This is a genomic window from Streptomyces sp. NPDC057474, from assembly GCF_042802555.1.
Taxonomy (GTDB): Bacteria; Actinomycetota; Actinomycetes; order Streptomycetales; family Streptomycetaceae; genus Streptomyces.
Map to the genome: position 1 here is coordinate 1 of NZ_JBHVDX010000227.1, position 16,947 is coordinate 16,947.

Below are 16,947 nucleotides of genomic sequence, written 5' to 3' on the forward strand. Positions count from 1 at the left end.
GCGCCACACAGCGCGGCGCGGACGACGCCCGCCGCACCGCGCGTGCGCTGCGCGCCGAGCGCGCGGAGATCGCGGGCGCCCCCGACGACGTACCGGAGACGGACTCCGACGCGCCCAAGCACCCCCTCGCGGCCCTCCGCGAGGCCTACCGCGCCGCCTCCCAGGTGTACGAGAAGGTCGGAGTCGGCGCCGATCTGCGCGCCGAGCAGGCGCGGGCCGAGAGCGACGAGAGCGCCGCGATCGCCGAGCTGGACCGGCTGACCAACAAGGTCCGCAACCGCGCCGAGCAGCTGCTGCAGTCACCCGACGGCTCCGACGGGCCCTCCCGGCAGGCCGCGGCCGCCCGAGCCGAGGAACTCGTACAGCTCCTGGAAACCCGTGTGTCCACCGCGAGCGAGCAGCTCGGGCGGCTGCGCGGCGAGGCCGAGCGGCACGCGCCCGAGGACGGTGAGGCACACACCGAGCTGCCCGAGGAACTGCTCCCGCGCGACGCCGAGCACGCCCAGGCCCTGCTGCGCACGGCCGCCGCCGAACTCGCCTCCCGCGCCGAGGCGTTGACGCAGGCCCGCGAAGCCCACGCCGAGCTGCTGGAGTCCCATCGCGCCGCCGAGGACGCGGCCGGTGGCTTCGACGAGACCGCCGCCCTGCTCCGGGACCTCCTGCGCGACCACTCCACGGACGACGACCAGGAGGAGCCCGAGCCCTACCCCGGCAGCCTCGAAGAGGCCCGCAAGGCCGCCGCCGACGCCCGCCGCTCCCTGCGCGGCTGCGCCGCCGACCTCTCCGCCGCAGAGGGCTCCGTACGCGAGGCCGGCGACGTCCTCGTACGCCACGCCAACTCCACCCGCTACGAACAGGTCCGCACCCCGGCCCGCCAGCAGATCCGCGAGCTGCCCGCCTCCTCGCTCCCCGAGCACGCCAAGAAGTGGGCCGACGCGTTCGCGCCCCGACTCCGGGTCCTCACGGACGAGTTGGCGCAGCTGGAACGCAACCGGGACTCGATCGTCGACCGGCTGCGGGGCCTCGTGGAATCGGCCCTCGCGACCCTCCGCTCCGCCCAGCGGCTGTCCAGGCTCCCCGAGGGCCTGGGGGAGTGGTCCGGCCAGGAGTTCCTGCGCATCCGCTTCGAGGAGCCCGACCAGGCCACCCTCACCGAGCGACTCGGCGAGGTCGTAGACGAGGCGACCCGCGCGGCCGTGAAGAAGAACTCCGACATGCGCCGCGACGGCATGTCCCTGCTGCTCCGGGGCGTCGGCGCCGCGCTCCAGCCCAAGGGCGTCGCCGTGGAGATCCTCAAGCCGGACGCGGTGCTGAGGGCCGAGCGCGTCCCCGTCGGGCAGATGGGTGACGTCTTCTCGGGCGGCCAGCTGCTGACCGCCGCCATCGCCCTCTACTGCACGATGGCTGCTCTGCGCAGCAACGACCGGGGGCGGGACAAACACCGCCACGCCGGCACGCTGTTCCTGGACAACCCCATCGGCCGCGCCAACGCGACGTATCTGCTGGAACTCCAGCGAGCGGTGTCGGACGCGCTGGGCGTCCAACTGCTCTACACCACCGGTCTGTTCGACACCACGGCACTGGCGGAGTTCCCACTGGTCATCCGTCTCCGTAACGACGCCGACCTACGGGCGGGCCTCAAGTACATCAGCGTGGAGGAACACCTCCGCCCGGGACTGCCTCAGCAGCCCCGGGCGGGGGAGGCCGTACACACGGAGATCACCGCGACACGCATGTACAAGAGGCCCACTGCAACCGCGCCCTGAGTGGCGTGGGGAACCGCGCGACCAGCCCCAATGGACCCGTAGCCGCCCCACGCCCCTGAGCACAGCCCCTTTAGGCATCGGCTTTCAAAAGATCCGCACACTTCTCGCCGATCATCATCGTCGTGATGCACGGATTCACGGTCACCAGATCCGGCATCACCGACCCGTCCGCGACCCGCAACCCCTCGACCCCCTTCACCCGCAGCCGCGCGTCCAGCGGGGCCGAGGTGTCGTCGTCCGCGCCCATCTTCACGGTGCAGGCCGGGTGGTAGACGGTGTTGTGGGTCTTGTGGATGTAGTCGAGCAGTTCGTCGTCGGTCCGGACGTCCGGACCGGGCGCCAGCTCGGCCCCGGCCCAGCCGCTCAGCGCGGGCTGCGCCGCGATCTGCCGGGCCAGACGAAGGCCGTACGTCATCACCCGCGCATCGTGCTCGTGCGTGAAGTAACGCGGGTCGACCTTCGGCTTGTCCCGGTAGTCCCGGGTGCGCAGCCGCACGGTGCCCCGGGACTTCGCCCGTGTCACGTTCGGCGTCAGACAGAACGCGTTCTCGGAGGTGGGGTAGCCGTGCCGGGCGGTGTTCATGTCGAACGGGACGGACCCGTAGTGGAACATGAGGTCCGGCCGGTCGAGGCCCGGCTCGGTGTCGTAGAAGATGCCCGCCTCCCACCACTGGTTGGACTCGGTGGGCATCGGCTGTGCGGCCTCCCACATGATGACGCCCTCGGGGTGGTCCTGGAGGTTCTCGCCGACGCCCGCCGAGTCCACGACGACGTCCACGCCGACCTCGCGCAGCTGTTCGGCGGGGCCGATGCCCGAGAGCATCAGGATCTTCGGGGTGTCGATGGCGCCGCAGGAGACGATGACCTCGCGCCGGGCCCGAACCGTCCGGGTGTGGATGAGGTCCGGGTCCAGGTACTCGGCGCCGACGCAGCGCCGCCCGTCGAGCACGAGCTTCTTGGCGCGGACCCCGGTGCGTACCTCCAGGTTCGGGCGCCCGCCCATGATCGGGTGGAGATACGCCACCGAGGAGGACTGCCGGATGTTGTTCGCGTCGGAGTTGATCTGGAACCAGTTGGCGCCCCGGACCACCGTGGTACCCGTGTTGAAGGGCGTCGTCGGGATACCCGCCTGGGCGCACGCCTCCAGCAGGGCGTTGCCGCACGGGTCCTCGCTCTTGATGGTGCGGAGCTTCACCGGGCCGGTGCGGCCGTGGTGGTCGCCGGGCGCGTCGTTGGTTTCCAGCCGCTGGTAGAGCGGGAAGAGGTCGGCCGCGGACCAGCCCCTACAGCCCGCTGCCGCCCAGTCGTCGAGGTCTTCCGCCGGTGCCCAGAAGGCGATACAGGAGTTGTGGGACGAACAGCCGCCGAGGACCTTCGCTCTCGCGTGCCGCATGAAGCTGTTGCCGCTGGCCTGCGGCTCGACCGGGTAGTCCCAGTCGTAGCCGGACTCCAGCAGGCCCATCCAGCGTTCCAGTTTCAGGACGTCGTCGTCACCGACGTCACTGGGGCCCGCCTCCAGGACGCACACCGTGATCGACGGATCCTCGGAGAGCCGGGCCGCGACCACGTTTCCCGCGGTGCCGCCGCCGACCACGACATAGTCGAACTCATCTGCCTTCATGGGGAGTTGACCTCCTGCGTTGCTGTGCTGCTGTGCTCGTCGGATTCTCGGGGGTCGGCTCTCAGTCGGCCGCCGGGGAGGTGAGGGGCGCGGCGGGCGGCGCTGTCCCGGCCTCGACGGCCACGCGGTGCTCGGCGAGTACGCCCGTCTTGTGCCGCTGGATGAACCAGTAGTAGGCGAAGCCGCCGCCGGCGATGATCCCGACGAAGAGGACCGCGCCCCACTGCAGGTACCAGTGGAACGGGGCGGCCGCGTTGTAGACCGAGGCACGCGGCCAGATCAGGTTGAGGGTCATGCCCCCGCCCCACACCACGGCGAGGATGTTCACGAGGATGCCCCAGCGGCCCAGCGAGAATCGGCCGTCCCCGGCGGGCTGCCACTTGCCGCGCAGCCGCGCCACCAGCATCGGCACGGTGACGCCCAGGTAGGCCAGGTAGATCATGATGATGCCGATGCTGGTCACCACGGTGAAGATCTGCGGCTGGCGGATGTTGACCACGAGGATCCCCAGCGCCAGGATCCCGATGATCACGGTCGGCAGCACCGGCGTCTGGAACCGCGGGTGGCACTTGGCCAGCTTCGAGGACGCGGGCAGGTTGTTGTCGCGGGCCATCGCGAACGCCAGCCGGACCGCTGCGGTGTGGACGGCCAGGGCGCAGACGGTCACCGCGATCAGGACGCACCACAGCATCGCCTTGCCGGCCGTCGGGCCGAGCACGTTGAGCACGATGTACTGCAGTCCGTCGGTGGACAGCTGCTCGCCCTTCAGGCTGGACACGCTCATCAGCGCCAGGAGCAGGATCAGACCGCCGAGGACGAAGGAGGCGATGATCGCGCGGATGATCGCGCGCGGCGCGTTCCGGGTCGGGTCCAGCGACTCCTCACCGAGCGAGGCGGCCGTGTCGAAGCCGTACATGACGTACGCGGACGCCAGCGAGGCGACGAGGAACGCGCCCAGATATCCGGTGCCGTAACTGTCTCCGGTGCCGTTCGTCTCCAGGACCACCTGCGGGCCACGGGTGATGTGTACTGCGAACAGCACGATCAGTACGACGGTGGCGATCAGCTCGATGAACACGCCCGCCGTGTTGATCCGGGCCATCAGCTTGACGCCGAAAGCGTTCACCAGGGTGGTGAACAGGATCAACACCGCGGCCAGGATGACCGCGTTGGTCGCCACGTCGTACTTACCGGTGCCGTCCCCGACGATCTGGAACACGTCGGAGATCTGGGGCAGCGTCAGCTGGTAGGCCAGCGCGACCGCCGCGATCGACACGATGGAGGCGGTCAGCATCATCCAGCCGGCGAGCCAGCCCAGGTGCGGGTTGCCTATCTTCTTCGACCAGTTGTAGACCGAGCCCGCGACCGGGTAGCGGGCCGCCAGCTCGGCGAAACAGAGCGCGACCATGAACTGGCCGACGAACACCATCGGCCACGACCACCAGTAGGCGGGGCCACCGCTGGCGAAGCCGAAGTAGAACAGCTGGAAGGTGCCGGTCAGGATCGAGATGTAGCTGATCCCGGCGGCGAAGGTGTGGAAGTTGCCGAGGGTGCGCTTGAGTTCGGGCTTGTAGCCGAATTCGGTGAGTTCGGCGTCGTCGGATGTGTTCTTTGGTCCGGTGGGTTGCTCGATGGTCGTCATGAGTGGACTCCTGGTGGGCCTTGGGGAGGAGGGGGAGCGGCTCCTGCGGGTGCCGAGAACGGTGAATGAGAACGGTGTGTGTGCGGGGGAGCGGGAGAAGCTAGGCGAACCAACCCTGCGGTGAAGGGTCCGTGTTCCGCCAGATGTGCTTCGCCTCGCGATACTCGGCGAGCCCAGCGGGCCCGAGTTCGCGGCCGAAGCCGGACTGCTTGTAACCGCCCCACTCGGCCTGCGGCACATACGGGTGGTAGTCGTTGATCCACACCGTGCCGATCCGCAGCCTGGCCGCGACCCGCCGGGCCCTGGCCTCGTCCGTCGTCCATACGGCACCGGCCAGACCGTAGATCGTGTCGTTGGCCAGCCGTACCGCCTCGTCCTCGGTGCTGAACCGTTCCACCGTGAGCACCGGCCCGAACGACTCGTCCCGGACCACGGACATCGTGCTCGTGCACTCGTCCAGGACGGTCGGCAGATAGTAGAAGCCCTCGTCGTACGCGTCGCCGCTCGGCCGCTCGCCACCGCAGCGCAGTACCGCGCCCTCGGCGATGCCCTTGGCGACGTACTCCTCGACCTTCGAGCGATGTGCCGCCGAGATCAGCGGCCCGGTCTGCGCCCGCTCGTCGAACGGGCCGCCGAGCCGGATCTCCCGCGCCCGGCGGACTACCTCGTCCACGAACCGGTCGTGCAGCGAGTCCTCCACCAGCAGGCGGGCGCCCGCCGAGCACACCTGCCCCGAGTGCAGGAAGACCGCGGTCAGCGCCATGTCGACCGCCGTGTCGAAGTCGGCGTCGGCGAAGACGATGTTCGGGTTCTTGCCGCCGAGCTCGAGGGCGACCTTCTTCACACTCGCGGCGGCGTTGGCCATGAGCCGGCGCCCGGTCTGCAGTCCGCCGGTGAAGGAGACCAGGTCCACGTCCGGGTGGTCGGAGAGCGGGGCACCGGCCTGGGGGCCCGCGCCGAGGACCAGGTTGGCCACGCCCGCCGGCACCCCGGCCTCCTCCAGGAGGCGCATCAGATGGATCGCGGTGTGCGGGGTCAGCTCGCTCGGCTTGAGCACGAAGGTGTTGCCGGCCGCGAGCGCCGGGGCGACCTTCCAGGCCGTCTGGAGGAGGGGGTAGTTCCAGGGAGTGATCAGCGCGCACACCCCGACCGGCTCGTACACGACCCGGCTGTCGACGCCCGCCTGGCCGGTGTCGACGATCCGGCCCGTCTCGGCGGTGGCTGCCCGCCCGAAGTAGCGGAAGCAGTTCGCGATGTCGTCGATGTCGTACTCGCTCTCCACCAGCCTCTTGCCGGTGTCGAGGGACTCGGCGCGGGCGAGCGCGTCCTTGTCGCGTACGAGGAGATCGGCCACCCGAAGCAGCAGGTCACCGCGGTCGGCGGGCGAGGTGGAGGGCCAGGGGCCCTCGTCGAAGGCGCGACGTGCGGCCGCGATCGCCTCCGCGGTGTCCTTGCCGTCGGCCTCGTCGACGACCGCGACCAGGCTGCCGTCGGCGGGACAGCGGATCTCACGCGTCCGCCCGTCGAGCGCGGATCGCCATGCTCCGCCGATGAAAAGTTCGGGCATGTCTCTCGTTCCCTCCTGGTCAGCGCCGTGCGGCAGGCGCCCTCGCGGCTGGCACCTAACCGGACGACCGCGTTCTATGCCAAATACGAGGCCAAATGTGACGGTCGACACGCCTGGTCAGGAGCCTGGACATTCGAGGGAACCGCCCTCCACTGCCGCAGCGGCCACTCGTGCAGGATCCGATGTGGTACTCGGTGGGCACCAGCACACCACCCTTCCGGTAGGCACGCGACGCCATGGCCGGTTGCGTACGTTCACAGCCTCGGTGCGGGACACACGATCCGGTGCGAGGTCGATCAACACCGTCGGCGAACTCCAGGAGTGCGTCCACCAGTTCGGGGTGAACCGTCGTGCAGTGGTGGTGCTCCGACTCCTCGAAGGAGGGCGGCTCGTCGGCCAGGCACATTCACGCGTGGCCCAGCCACTCGCGTGGCGGGCGCGGTGACGAGACGGGCGGGGTCGGACAGGCCGATCGGGGAAGTTCGGGTAAGTGGTGGTGCCCGGGAAAGCCAGGTCGGCGAGGTCTCGCCGACGGCGGGCACGGACGTGAAGCCGTGCCCTCGGAGGCCGCACGCCACGGTCACCCAGGCCGCGTTCGCTGGTCCGGGTTCGCGGGGTGAGTGACCGCTGGACGTCCTCGAAGCGAGTGAGGTCGCACTCGTGGACGTCGAGGAGGGAGGGGCAGCCGTCGACCATCCACCCCACGACCGCCTGGGGCAACGCGCTCACGCGACAGTCGTCGTGGGCATACCGCCGCACGGCCCATCGACGACGGCGCGCCGACCGAGGGGCGGCTTCCTCGCCGTCCATGAACGCGACGGCCGTACGGACGCGGTCCTCTCGGTCGACCGCTCCGCCCGTTCATGCGGGCCAGACATGAACCGGCCCGCGCGGCGAGCGACGTGGAACCACGGCGAGCTGACGAGCCGTCCGGAGGGGTGGGCCATGTGGCGCACGGCCCACCCCGGCAGTCCTATGGGTGCGACAGCTGCCCGGCCCCACCCCGCCGACGTATCCGCTCCTGCGCGCGCTCCGCCACCCGTGCCTCACGGTGGGCCCGCCGCCGCTCGCGCCGGAGCGAGCGTGCCGTGCTGCTGGGGGCCGAGACCACGCCGTTGCGCTGGTTCCACACCTGGCGGGTCACCCAGACGTCCAGGACGCCCCACGTCGCCGCGATCGTGCTCGCCACGCTGCTCAGCACCATGGGGAACGCCAGCCAGGAACTCGCCAGGGTGCACAGGAACGCCACCATCGCCTGAATCAGTGTCACCGCGATGATGAGGACTGCGCGCACCGCCGCCGTCCGCACCGGGTCGGGCAGCCGCCGCTTGCGCGCCGGCTCCTCGATCCACAACGGCCGGTAATGCACCCGCTCTTCGTCGCCACGGGCGAAGAGCCTCCGTTCTTCCACCGCGACGCTCTCCCCCGTCAGGAGGCCGCGATCCGGTGCCTGAGCGCTCCGCGCCGCCACCTCGGGCGTCGCCGCTCCGTCCCCGGGCGCTACGCGCCGCTCCGCCGTGCCCATCAACTTGTCACTCCCCACCGCCGGTGGACCAACAGATCCGGATCCTGAGACCCGGCCCCCCACTGGTGCCCGACTTTCTCTGATTTACGCCGCCTGGGAGCGGCCTGCGGGGCCTGTGGGTCATTTCGCCCCCAATTCCCGTACAGAAAGACGATCGACGTACGCCGAAGATTCCCACGGAACGAAAAAATCCGGCCAACCGGCCGACTTCGCCGACGGGATGCCATTGGTTCAAGTGCCGGACAGAGGGCGGCAATCTCCCCCAATGAACGGACAACTCACCATGTCTGGTTCGCCTCGGGTGGGGAGTGCGTCCAATCGGCTCTTCGAGATACGTGTGAGTCGGTAGTAGGCTCACGCCGTTTGTTGACGCACATGTGTGCCCCCGGGCCTGGCGGGGGTCGAGCTGGGGGAGGCCATGCGCTTTCGCGGGAAATCGATCCGCCGGAAGATCGTGGCGCTGCTGCTCGTGCCCCTGGTGGCTCTGACCGGTGTCTGGACGTTCGCCACGGTACTGACGGGCCGTGAGGCGAGCGATCTCTTCAGGGTGGCGGACATCGTCGAGGAGGTCGGCTTCCCCACCGAGGACACCATCCGTGTGCTCCAGCAGGAACGCCGCCAGACCCTTGTGTACCTCGCCGACCCGCGGGCCTCCGAGGCGCTCACGGCCCTCGACCGCAGCCGGTCCGCCACGGACGCGGCCGTCGAGGAGTTCCGCGAGCACGCCCGGGACTCCGAACTGCGGGACGAGATGGGCGAGGCCACCTCGCTGCGGCTCACGGCGATCCTGGACGCCCTCGACACCCTGCCGTCCCTGCGCACGAGCGTCGAGAGCGGCACCGTCACGATCCCCCAGGCCCTCGGCCACTACAACGACCTCGTCGATCCCTGCTTCACCCTGCTGTCCAACCTCCCCGCGCTCGACAACGTGGAGATGGACAAGCAGGGCCGCGCCCTGGTCAACGTCGGCCGCGCCCGCGAACTCCTCTCGCGCGAGGACGCCCTGCTCAGCTCCGTGCTCGTAGCGAACCGGATCACCCAGGACGAGATCCGCGACTTCTCCGACCTCGTCGCCCAGCGCACCCTGATGTACGAGATCAGCCTGCCGCAGCTGCCCTCCGCCGAGCGCGCCCGCTTCGACGGCTACTGGAAGAACGCGAGTTCCGCGCCCCTGCGCTCGGTCGAACAGGCCGTCATCGCCTCCGACCCGGGTAGGCCCAGCGGTGTCACCGCGAAGAGCTGGGACACCTCGGTCGAGCCCGTGCTCGCCGATCTCCGCGACCTCAGCGTCGAGGCGGGCGACCGCTATCAGGACCGTGTCCGCCCGCTGGCGACCAACGTCATCCTGAAGGCCGCCGTCTCCGGTGTCCTCGGCCTCTTCGCCCTGCTCTTCTCGCTCTTCATGTCCGTCCGTATCGGCCGGGTCCTCATCCGCGACCTGCGCCGGCTCCGCCAGGAGGCCAACGAGACAGCCGGGGTGCGGCTGCCCAGCGTGATGCGCCGGCTCGCCGCGGGCGAACAGGTCGACGTGGAGACCGAGGTGCCGCGCCTGGAGTACGACAGGAACGAGATCGGCGAGGTCAGCCAGGCCCTCAACACCCTGCAGCGGGCGGCCGTCGAGGCCGCCGTCAAGCAGTCCGAACTCCGCAGCGGCATCTCCGAGGTATTCGTCAACCTCGCCCGCCGCAGCCAGGTCCTGCTCCACAAGCAGCTCACCCTCCTCGACACCATGGAACGCCGGACCGAGGACACCGACGAACTCGCCGACCTGTTCCGCCTCGACCACCTGACGACCCGAATGCGCCGGCACGCCGAGGGCCTGGTCATCCTCTCCGGCGCCGCCCCGTCCCGGCAGTGGCGCAAGCCCATCCAGCTCATGGACGTCGTCCGCGCGGCCGTCGCCGAGGTCGAGGACTACGAGCGGATCGAGGTCCGCCGACTGCCCCGGGTCGCCGTGACCGGCCCCGCGGTCGCCGACCTCACCCACCTCGTGGCCGAACTCCTGGAGAACGCCACGGTGTTCTCGCCCCCGCACACCGCCGTACAGGTGCTCGGCGAGCGCGTCGCCAACGGCTTCACCCTGGAGATCCACGACCGAGGCCTCGGTATGTCGGCGGAGGCGCTCCTCGACGCCAACCTCAAGCTCGCCGAGACCCCCGACTTCGAACTCTCCGACACCGACCGGCTCGGTCTCTTCGTGGTCAGCCGGCTCGCCCAACGGCAGAAGGTCCGCGTCTCCCTCCAGCCCTCCCCGTACGGCGGCACCACGGCCGTCGTGTTCATCCCCGACGCTCTGCTCACCGAGGACGTCCCCGACACCAACGGCATCGGCTTCCGCCTCGACCGCGCCCACCCCACCCGGGAGGCCGAGCTGGAGGAGGAGCGCAACGCGGCGCTCTCCCAGGTGCCGGTCCGGCTTCCGGGGCTCTCCGCCGCCATCCTGGACGGCCCGGTCGAACTGGAGGCACCGGTCGGCCTGGAGCCCCTGGACGGCTTCCCGGGCGCCCTCGGCGACGAGGACGGCGAGCGGGGCGGGCTGGTCCGGTCCCGCCGCCCCCTCACCGGTGTCGCCGACGAACACCAGCAGCCGGTGCGCGACGGCGAAGACCGGCAGGCCCCGTTCACCGATCCCGACCCGACGCTCGGCCCCGTGCCGCTGCCGCAGCGCCGGACCCCGCATCTCGTCAGCTCGCACGGCCGTTCGGTGACCGGGTCCAGGTCGAGGCACGCGGAGGACGCGCCGGAGCAGGGCCGTACAGCGGGCCCCGAGGGGATCGCCGACACCCGGCCGCTCACCGCCCTGCGCGGCGATCGCGCCGAACCGCCGACCCGCCCCGGAACCGACCGCACCGGACCCGCTGTCCTCCCCGGGGCGCACCGCGCCGGAGCCCTGCCCCCCGGCGGGTACGAGGGCCCCGCACTTCCCCAGCGCCGCCGCACGAGCCCTTCGGACGGCGCGGCCCCGATGACCTCGCAGTACGGCGTGGGCGAGTCCACCCCGCGCACGGACACGACGACCGACCAGGCAGAATCGGCTCCGAGCCCGCTGCCCCGTCGCGTCCGACAGGCCAGTCTGGCACCGCAGTTGAAGGACGGCCCGGACCGGCGTACCGAACGCGAAGGGTCCCGCCCGGAGCGGCGCCCGGATCCTGCCGAACGCGACGCCGACGAGGTACGCAGCCGTATGGCCTCGCTCCAACGGGGTTGGCAGCGTGGCCGCGAGGAGAACGCCGAGGGCGTCGACGCCCAGGACGTCTCAGCACCACGAGGAACGACTAAGGGGGACGGTCGATGACCGCACCGAAGGCCGAGGGGCCCACCGCGACCGGCACGTCCGGGGAGCTGAACTGGCTCCTGGACGACCTGGTGGAGCGCGTCGCCAGCATCCGCAAGGCGCTTGTGCTCTCCAGCGACGGACTGCCCACGGGCGTCTCCGAGGGCCTCACCAGAGAGGACAGCGAGCACCTGGCCGCAGTCTCCTCCGGATTCCACAGCCTCGCCAAGGGCGTCGGCCGCCACTTCGAGGCGGGCAGCGTCCGGCAGACCGTCGTCGAACTCGACGAGGCTTTCCTCTTCGTCACGGCCGCCGGTGACGGCAGCTGCCTCGCCGTCCTCGCCGACGCCGACGCGGACATCGGTCAGGTCGCCTACGAGATGACCCTCCTGGTCAAGCGGGTCGGCGTACATCTGGGCTCCGCCCCGCGCACCGATGTGCCCCAGGGCGGGTAGTGGGATGGCATGAGCCGAGACGGTCAGGGAAGAAGCCACTGGTTCGACGACGAGGCCGGACCAGTGGTGCGTCCGTACGCGATGACGCGCGGCCGGACCAACCACGCGATCCAGCACCGCCTCGACCTGATCGCCGTGGTCGTCACGGAACCGCACGTCGACGACCCGGAGGAAGATCACTCCCTCTCCCCTGAACACGTCCGGATCGTCGAGCTCTGCCGTGACACCCCCCAGTCGGTGGCCGAACTGGCCGCTGACCTGGACCTGCCTGTCGGAGTCGTCCGCGTCCTCGTCGGAGACCTCGTGGACGAGGAACTCGTCCATGTGACACGTCCCGTACCGCCTGCCGAGCTGGTGGACGAGAGCATTCTGCGTGACGTGATCAGCGGCCTCCGGGCGCTCTGAGCAGCGCGGAAGCGGAGCGTATACGTGACAGACCGGCAGTTCCCAGTCGATCGGGGCGACACCTTCACCGACATCGTCGCGTGGCGCCCGGCCGGCCGCCCGCTCACACACACGCTCCTCTCCGACAACCCCGCGCGCCACGCGGCCGCAGCCGTCGCGGGCGTCCGGCGCTCCTCGTCACTACCCGACGCTTCCACGACACCCCGCGCATCGCTGCGAACGGCAACACCCCGCGCGTCCACAGTCACCCTCCCCACCCTCAGGCGTACGAGACCGACGCCGGCGCGGACGGCGCCCCCAGGAACTCTCGGTGTCGACCGGGTGGAGCGCGCGGACGGCAGTGTCGTGGAACTCGGCGGAAGTGATGCGGCAGATGTCGGACCCCGGCGACGTACGAGCCATCGAAACCCCGGGCGGCGGAGGCTACGGCCCACCGTCGCGCGACAACCATCCAGCAGGAGAAGAGACCGATGATCCTCGGGCGCTCTGAGCGCGGCACACCTCCGGTCGAGCCCGTCACGCTCAAGATCCTCGTGGCCGGCGGCTTCGGCGTGGGCAAGACGACCTGCGTCGGCGCGGTCAGCGAGATCAAACCGCTGCGCACCGAGGAGGTGCTCACCGAGGCGGGCCGCCCGGTCGACGACACCAGCGGTGTGGAGAGCAAGACGACCACCACCGTCGCCATGGACTTCGGGCGCATCACCCTCCGCGAGGACCTCGTCCTGTACCTGTTCGGGACCCCCGGCCAGGACCGTTTCTGGTTCCTCTGGGACGAACTCGCCTCCGGGGCCCTCGGCGCCGTGGTGCTCGCCGACACGCGTCGCCTGGAGGACTGCTTCGCCGCCGTCGACTACTTCGAACGGCGCTCCATACCCTTCGTGATCGGCGTCAACTGCTTCGAGGACGCCGCGCGCTACCCCGCCGAGACCGTCCGCCGGGCCCTCGACCTCGACCCCGGCGTGCCGGTCGTGCTGTGCGACGCGCGCCAGCGGGACTCGGTCAAGGACGTCCTGGTCTCCGTCGTCCGGCACGCGATGGCGTACGCGACGGAGAACCGCCAGCCCGCCACCACCTGAAGCACGACCCGTACCCCCGCCGACAGGGGTACGAGCCGTGGCTTCAGTGACACGCGCGCGTGGACCACGTTCCACGCAGACGAACGCGCACGCGCGCGTGGGCCTCGATCTCAGTTCACGTCGTCCTCGTGCCAGCCGAGGCTCTTCTCCACCGCCTTGCGCCAGTTGTGGTACTCGCGGTCCCGGACGGGGGCCTCCATGGAAGGCGTCCACTCGACGTCCTTCTGCCAGTGCGACTTCAGCTCGTCCAGGTCGTTCCACACCCCGGTCGCGAGCCCGGCCGCGTACGCGGCGCCCAGACAGGTCGTCTCCGAGACCTGCGGCCGGATCACCGGCACGTCCAGGACGTCCGCCTGGTGCTGCATCAGCAGGTTGTTCTTGGTCATGCCACCGTCGACCTTGAGAGTCGTGATGTGCACCCCTGAGTCCTGGAACATGGCGTCCACGACCTCCCGCGTCTGCCAGCTCGTCGCCTCCAGCACCGCGCGCGCGAGATGTGCCTTCGTGACGTACCTCGTCAACCCGGTGATGACCCCGCGCGCGTCCGAGCGCCAGTAGGGGGCGAACAGGCCCGAGAACGCGGGCACGACGTACGCCCCGCCGTTGTCGTCGACGCTCGCCGCCAGGGGCTCGATCTCGTCGGCGGTACGGATGATGCCGAGCTGGTCGCGGAACCACTGCACCAGGGCGCCCGTGATCGCGATCGACCCCTCCAGGCAGTACACCGGCGCCTCACCGCCGATCTTGTACCCCATGGTCGTGAGCAGCCCGCTCTTCGACGGCACGGGCCGGTTCCCGGTGTTGAGCAGCAGGAAGCTGCCGGTGCCGTACGTGTTCTTCGCCGCGCCCACGTCGTAGCAGGCCTGCCCGAACACCGCCGCCTGCTGGTCCCCGAGCGCCGACGCGACAGGGACGCCCGCGAGTTGGCCCACGGCGGTGCCGTACACCTCGGCGGAGGACCTGATCTCCGGCAGGACCGCCTCCGGGACGTTCATGGCGGAGAGGATCGAGGCGTCCCACTGGAGGGTTTCCAGGTTCATCAGCATGGTGCGCCCGGCGTTGGTGACGTCGGTGACGTGCCGGCCGCCGTCCGTGCCGCCGGTCAGATTCCAGATCAGCCAGGAGTCGATCGTGCCGAAGGCGATCTCGCCGCGCTCGGCACGGGCCCTGAGCCCGGGCACGTTGTCGAGCAGCCAGGTGACTTTCGGACCGGAGAAGTAGCTGGCCAGCGGCAGACCGGTCTGCTCACGGAAACGATCCTGCCCGTCCGTGCCGCCGAGTTCGTTGCAGAGCGCCGAGGTACGTGTGTCCTGCCAGACGATCGCGTTGTGCACGGGCTTGCCCGTGGCACGGTCCCACAGGACCGTCGTCTCGCGCTGGTTGGTGATGCCGAGTGCGCTGATCTGGTCCGCGCGTAGGCCCGCCCTGGCGATCGCCCCGGCGACGACTGCCTGCACCTTCGACCAGATCTCGGTGGCGTCGTGCTCCACCCAGCCCGGCTTGGGGAAGATCTGGCGATGCTCCCTCTGGTCCACGGCGACGATGGCGCCGCTGTGGTCGAAGACGATGCAGCGGCTGGAAGTGGTGCCTTGATCGATGGCGGCGACGTACTTCTGGGCGTTGTCCGGCATGACATCCCCTCACGTCTTACATCGGTTGCGTCAGAAGGCTGCGTTGTAGATGAGGCCCGCGAAAACTCCGCCGACCAGCGGACCGACGACCGGGATCCAGGCGTAACCCCAGTCGGAGGTGCCCTTGTTCGGGATCGGCAGGAAGGTGTGCACGATGCGCGGGCCGAGGTCACGGGCCGGGTTGATCGCGTAGCCGGTGGGCCCGCCGAGGGAGAGACCGATGCCGACGACCAGGAAGGACACCAGCAGGACCGAGATGCCGGAGCCGTAGATTCCGGCCTCTTCGCCGGGGATCTGGCCGATGCCGATGCCGGCGTTCCGGCCGAAGGCGAGGATCGGCAGGACCAGTGCGATCGTCGCGATGATCTCCGTGATCAGGTTGGCGACCGGGTTCCGGATCTCCGGGATGGTGGAGAAGATCCCGAGGGTCGGCGTCGGCTCGTGCGCCGTGCCCTCCGTGGTGCCCTCCTTGCGGACGTTCGCCTGGAACTGCGCGAGATAGACGAGATAGGCGAGGACCGCGCCGAGTATCGCCCCGATCAACTGGCCGAGCAGATACACCCAGACCTTGTCCCATGTCTGCGTGTCGACCGCGATCCCTATCGTGACCGCCGGGTTGAGGTGCCCACCCGACAGGGGAGCGGCGGTGTAGGCGCCCGCCAGCACGGCGAAGCCCCAGCCGAACGCGATGACGATCCAGCCCGAGGCCCTCGCCTTCGAGAACCTGAGAGTGACGGCGGCGCACACACCGGCGCCGAAGAGAATCAGGATCGCCGTACCGATGACTTCACCGACGAATATGTCTGCGTTGCTCATGGCGGCTCCTTGGCCCCGGCCCGGAGTGATCGACCCCGGACCTTCCGTGCAGGGTGCGTTCCCATGGCTGCTTCAGCCGAAGGCAGGGAGGGTCCCGCGCCCAGCCCGGCGTCCGTGACGAGCGTGTCGGCGCAGCCGAATCGCCCGTGGGGGATGGCCCGTTGCGCAGGCGGGGAACCCGAGCGGCGCAGTGCACAAAGACGCCCGAATGCGATGATGCCGGCTGACACCGGCAGTGTTCACCGGCACCCAGGGGGCGTCAAGAACACGGACGGCAACGGTTGGGAGCGGCTACCGGGCGTACACGGCCGCGCGGGGCCGGACTTGGGCCGGTGGGTGCCGACCCGGCCGGAGCGCGGCCTGCGCGTGGCGGGGGTCGCAGCCGGGCGAGCGGGACGGAACGACCGCTGCAACCGGGTGGAGCGGGCATGGCGGTGGCAGTGGGCGCGGCCGGGCGAGGCGAAGCCGAGGGACTGTTGCAACGGGGCGGAGCGAGGCATGGCGGGGTAGCAACAGCCACGACCAGTCGGGTGGGGACGGAGGGACCGCCGCCCACACCGCTGGGCCGGGCGGAGCGTGGTCGCGCGTGGCGAGGGCGGTGACTCGGCGAGCGGGTGGGGGAGGGTTCGCTGCCCGCCCCGCTCGGGCTTCTGCGCCCTGGCCGTGCGGCCCACCCGAGGCCTCCCCGCCCCTACCCCGCCGCCACAGCCCCGGCTCCCCGCCGAATCTCGTGGCCCGGCATCCCGGCCCGCCCCAGCACCCAACTGGCCCCGCCCAGCGCCTTGGCCGCCTTCTTCAGCGGCGCCAGGCACGCGGCTGCCTGCCGGTGGTCGGTGATGCTGCCGGGCGCACACACGACCGTGGCCAGCGACAGCGTCACGGCGCACCCGTCGGCGGACCAGGGCGTGTCGAGCATCGCCTCGGCCAGCGGATCGAGCCCGTCCGGTTCGGCGAGGAACAGGAAGTCGTCACCGCCGATGTGCCCCACCCGGGTCGCACCCGTCGCGGTGTGCTGCAACGCCCGCCCCACCGACCGGATCAGCTCGTCCCCCGCCGCGAACCCCGCCCTGTCGTTTAGACCGACCGGCAATAGGCGGCTGCTGTAGGCCCAGCCGGCGGGGTCGATGCAGTGCGGGCACGGGTCCACGTGATCATGGAGTTCTCTACGC

10 protein-coding genes and 3 pseudogenes are annotated in these 16,947 nt (G+C 70.4%); 6 read left to right on the top strand and 7 right to left on the bottom strand.

The window, feature by feature from the left end; translation table 11 throughout:
* A pseudogene (locus ACFU53_RS39505) lies at positions 1–1,766 on the top strand (hypothetical protein); the annotation flags it as partial.
* 70 nt (positions 1,767–1,836) lie between these two features.
* Here the strand turns inward: ACFU53_RS39505 and ACFU53_RS39510 are convergent.
* From ACFU53_RS39510 to ACFU53_RS39525, 4 genes are all read right to left on the bottom strand, one after another.
* Positions 1,837–3,387: a GMC family oxidoreductase gene (locus ACFU53_RS39510; protein ID WP_384004111.1), complete on the bottom strand. Its 1,551-nt coding sequence runs from the start codon at positions 3,385–3,387 to the stop codon at positions 1,837–1,839.
* Positions 3,388–3,448: 61 nt separating this feature from the next.
* A complete protein-coding gene (locus ACFU53_RS39515; protein WP_384004113.1) occupies positions 3,449–5,029 on the bottom strand; it encodes an APC family permease in 1,581 nt (526 codons plus the stop codon).
* A 100-nt stretch (positions 5,030–5,129) separates the two neighbouring features.
* Positions 5,130–6,596 carry an aldehyde dehydrogenase family protein gene (locus ACFU53_RS39520; protein ID WP_384004115.1) on the bottom strand — a complete coding sequence of 489 codons (1,467 nt, stop codon included), beginning with the start codon at positions 6,594–6,596 and terminating at the stop codon, positions 5,130–5,132.
* A 973-nt stretch (positions 6,597–7,569) separates the two neighbouring features.
* Positions 7,570–8,121, bottom strand: a complete 552-nt coding sequence (locus ACFU53_RS39525) for a hypothetical protein (RefSeq protein WP_384004117.1) — start codon at positions 8,119–8,121, stop codon at positions 7,570–7,572.
* Between the two features lie 418 nt (positions 8,122–8,539).
* Here ACFU53_RS39525 and ACFU53_RS39530 point away from each other — a divergent pair, with 418 nt between their 5' ends.
* The 5 genes and pseudogenes from ACFU53_RS39530 to ACFU53_RS39550 all read left to right on the top strand — a co-directional run bounded on the left by ACFU53_RS39530 (position 8,540) and on the right by ACFU53_RS39550 (position 13,331).
* Positions 8,540–11,416 carry a nitrate- and nitrite sensing domain-containing protein gene (locus ACFU53_RS39530; RefSeq protein ID WP_384004119.1) on the top strand — a complete coding sequence of 959 codons (2,877 nt, stop codon included), beginning with the start codon at positions 8,540–8,542 and terminating at the stop codon, positions 11,414–11,416.
* Positions 11,413–11,850 (top strand): roadblock/LC7 domain-containing protein, encoded by a 438-nt coding sequence (locus ACFU53_RS39535; protein ID WP_384004121.1) that lies wholly within the window; start codon positions 11,413–11,415, stop codon positions 11,848–11,850. Before ACFU53_RS39530 ends, ACFU53_RS39535 begins: the two co-directional genes overlap by 4 nt.
* A 9-nt stretch (positions 11,851–11,859) precedes the next feature.
* Positions 11,860–12,255: a DUF742 domain-containing protein gene (locus tag ACFU53_RS39540; RefSeq protein ID WP_384004123.1), complete on the top strand. Its 396-nt coding sequence runs from the start codon at positions 11,860–11,862 to the stop codon at positions 12,253–12,255.
* A gap of 246 nt (positions 12,256–12,501) precedes the next feature.
* Positions 12,502–12,745 (top strand): annotated as a pseudogene (locus tag ACFU53_RS39545) (hypothetical protein); the annotation flags it as partial.
* Positions 12,726–13,331, top strand: coding sequence for an ATP/GTP-binding protein (locus tag ACFU53_RS39550; protein ID WP_384004124.1), 606 nt, complete (start codon positions 12,726–12,728; stop codon positions 13,329–13,331). The pseudogene ACFU53_RS39545 and the gene ACFU53_RS39550, both read left to right, overlap by 20 nt.
* Before the next feature lie 110 nt (positions 13,332–13,441).
* On the opposite strand, the gene glpK is transcribed toward ACFU53_RS39550, so the two are convergent.
* From glpK to ACFU53_RS39565, 3 genes and pseudogenes are all read right to left on the bottom strand, one after another.
* On the bottom strand, positions 13,442–14,962 hold the full coding sequence (gene glpK / locus ACFU53_RS39555) for a glycerol kinase GlpK (protein WP_384004126.1): 1,521 nt from the start codon (positions 14,960–14,962) through the stop codon (positions 13,442–13,444).
* 30 nt (positions 14,963–14,992) lie between these two features.
* Positions 14,993–15,778: an MIP/aquaporin family protein gene (locus ACFU53_RS39560; protein ID WP_384004128.1), complete on the bottom strand. Its 786-nt coding sequence runs from the start codon at positions 15,776–15,778 to the stop codon at positions 14,993–14,995.
* A gap of 691 nt (positions 15,779–16,469) precedes the next feature.
* Positions 16,470–16,947 (bottom strand): annotated as a pseudogene (locus ACFU53_RS39565) (hypothetical protein); the annotation flags it as partial.

What these genes read in the sequence shown, in the direction of transcription:
- ACFU53_RS39510 (WP_384004111.1), bottom strand. Translation starts at nt 3,387, where the DNA reads ATGAAGGCAGATGAGTTCGACTATGTCGTGGTCGGCGGCGGCACCGCG.
- ACFU53_RS39515 (WP_384004113.1), bottom strand. Translation starts at nt 5,029, where the DNA reads ATGACGACCATCGAGCAACCCACCGGACCAAAGAACACATCCGACGAC.
- ACFU53_RS39520 (WP_384004115.1), bottom strand. Translation starts at nt 6,596, where the DNA reads ATGCCCGAACTTTTCATCGGCGGAGCATGGCGATCCGCGCTCGACGGG.
- ACFU53_RS39525 (WP_384004117.1), bottom strand. Translation starts at nt 8,121, where the DNA reads ATGGGCACGGCGGAGCGGCGCGTAGCGCCCGGGGACGGAGCGGCGACG.
- ACFU53_RS39530 (WP_384004119.1), top strand. Translation starts at nt 8,540, where the DNA reads ATGCGCTTTCGCGGGAAATCGATCCGCCGGAAGATCGTGGCGCTGCTG.
- ACFU53_RS39535 (WP_384004121.1), top strand. Translation starts at nt 11,413, where the DNA reads ATGACCGCACCGAAGGCCGAGGGGCCCACCGCGACCGGCACGTCCGGG.
- ACFU53_RS39540 (WP_384004123.1), top strand. Translation starts at nt 11,860, where the DNA reads ATGAGCCGAGACGGTCAGGGAAGAAGCCACTGGTTCGACGACGAGGCC.
- ACFU53_RS39550 (WP_384004124.1), top strand. Translation starts at nt 12,726, where the DNA reads ATGATCCTCGGGCGCTCTGAGCGCGGCACACCTCCGGTCGAGCCCGTC.
- glpK (WP_384004126.1), bottom strand. Translation starts at nt 14,962, where the DNA reads ATGCCGGACAACGCCCAGAAGTACGTCGCCGCCATCGATCAAGGCACC.
- ACFU53_RS39560 (WP_384004128.1), bottom strand. Translation starts at nt 15,778, where the DNA reads ATGAGCAACGCAGACATATTCGTCGGTGAAGTCATCGGTACGGCGATC.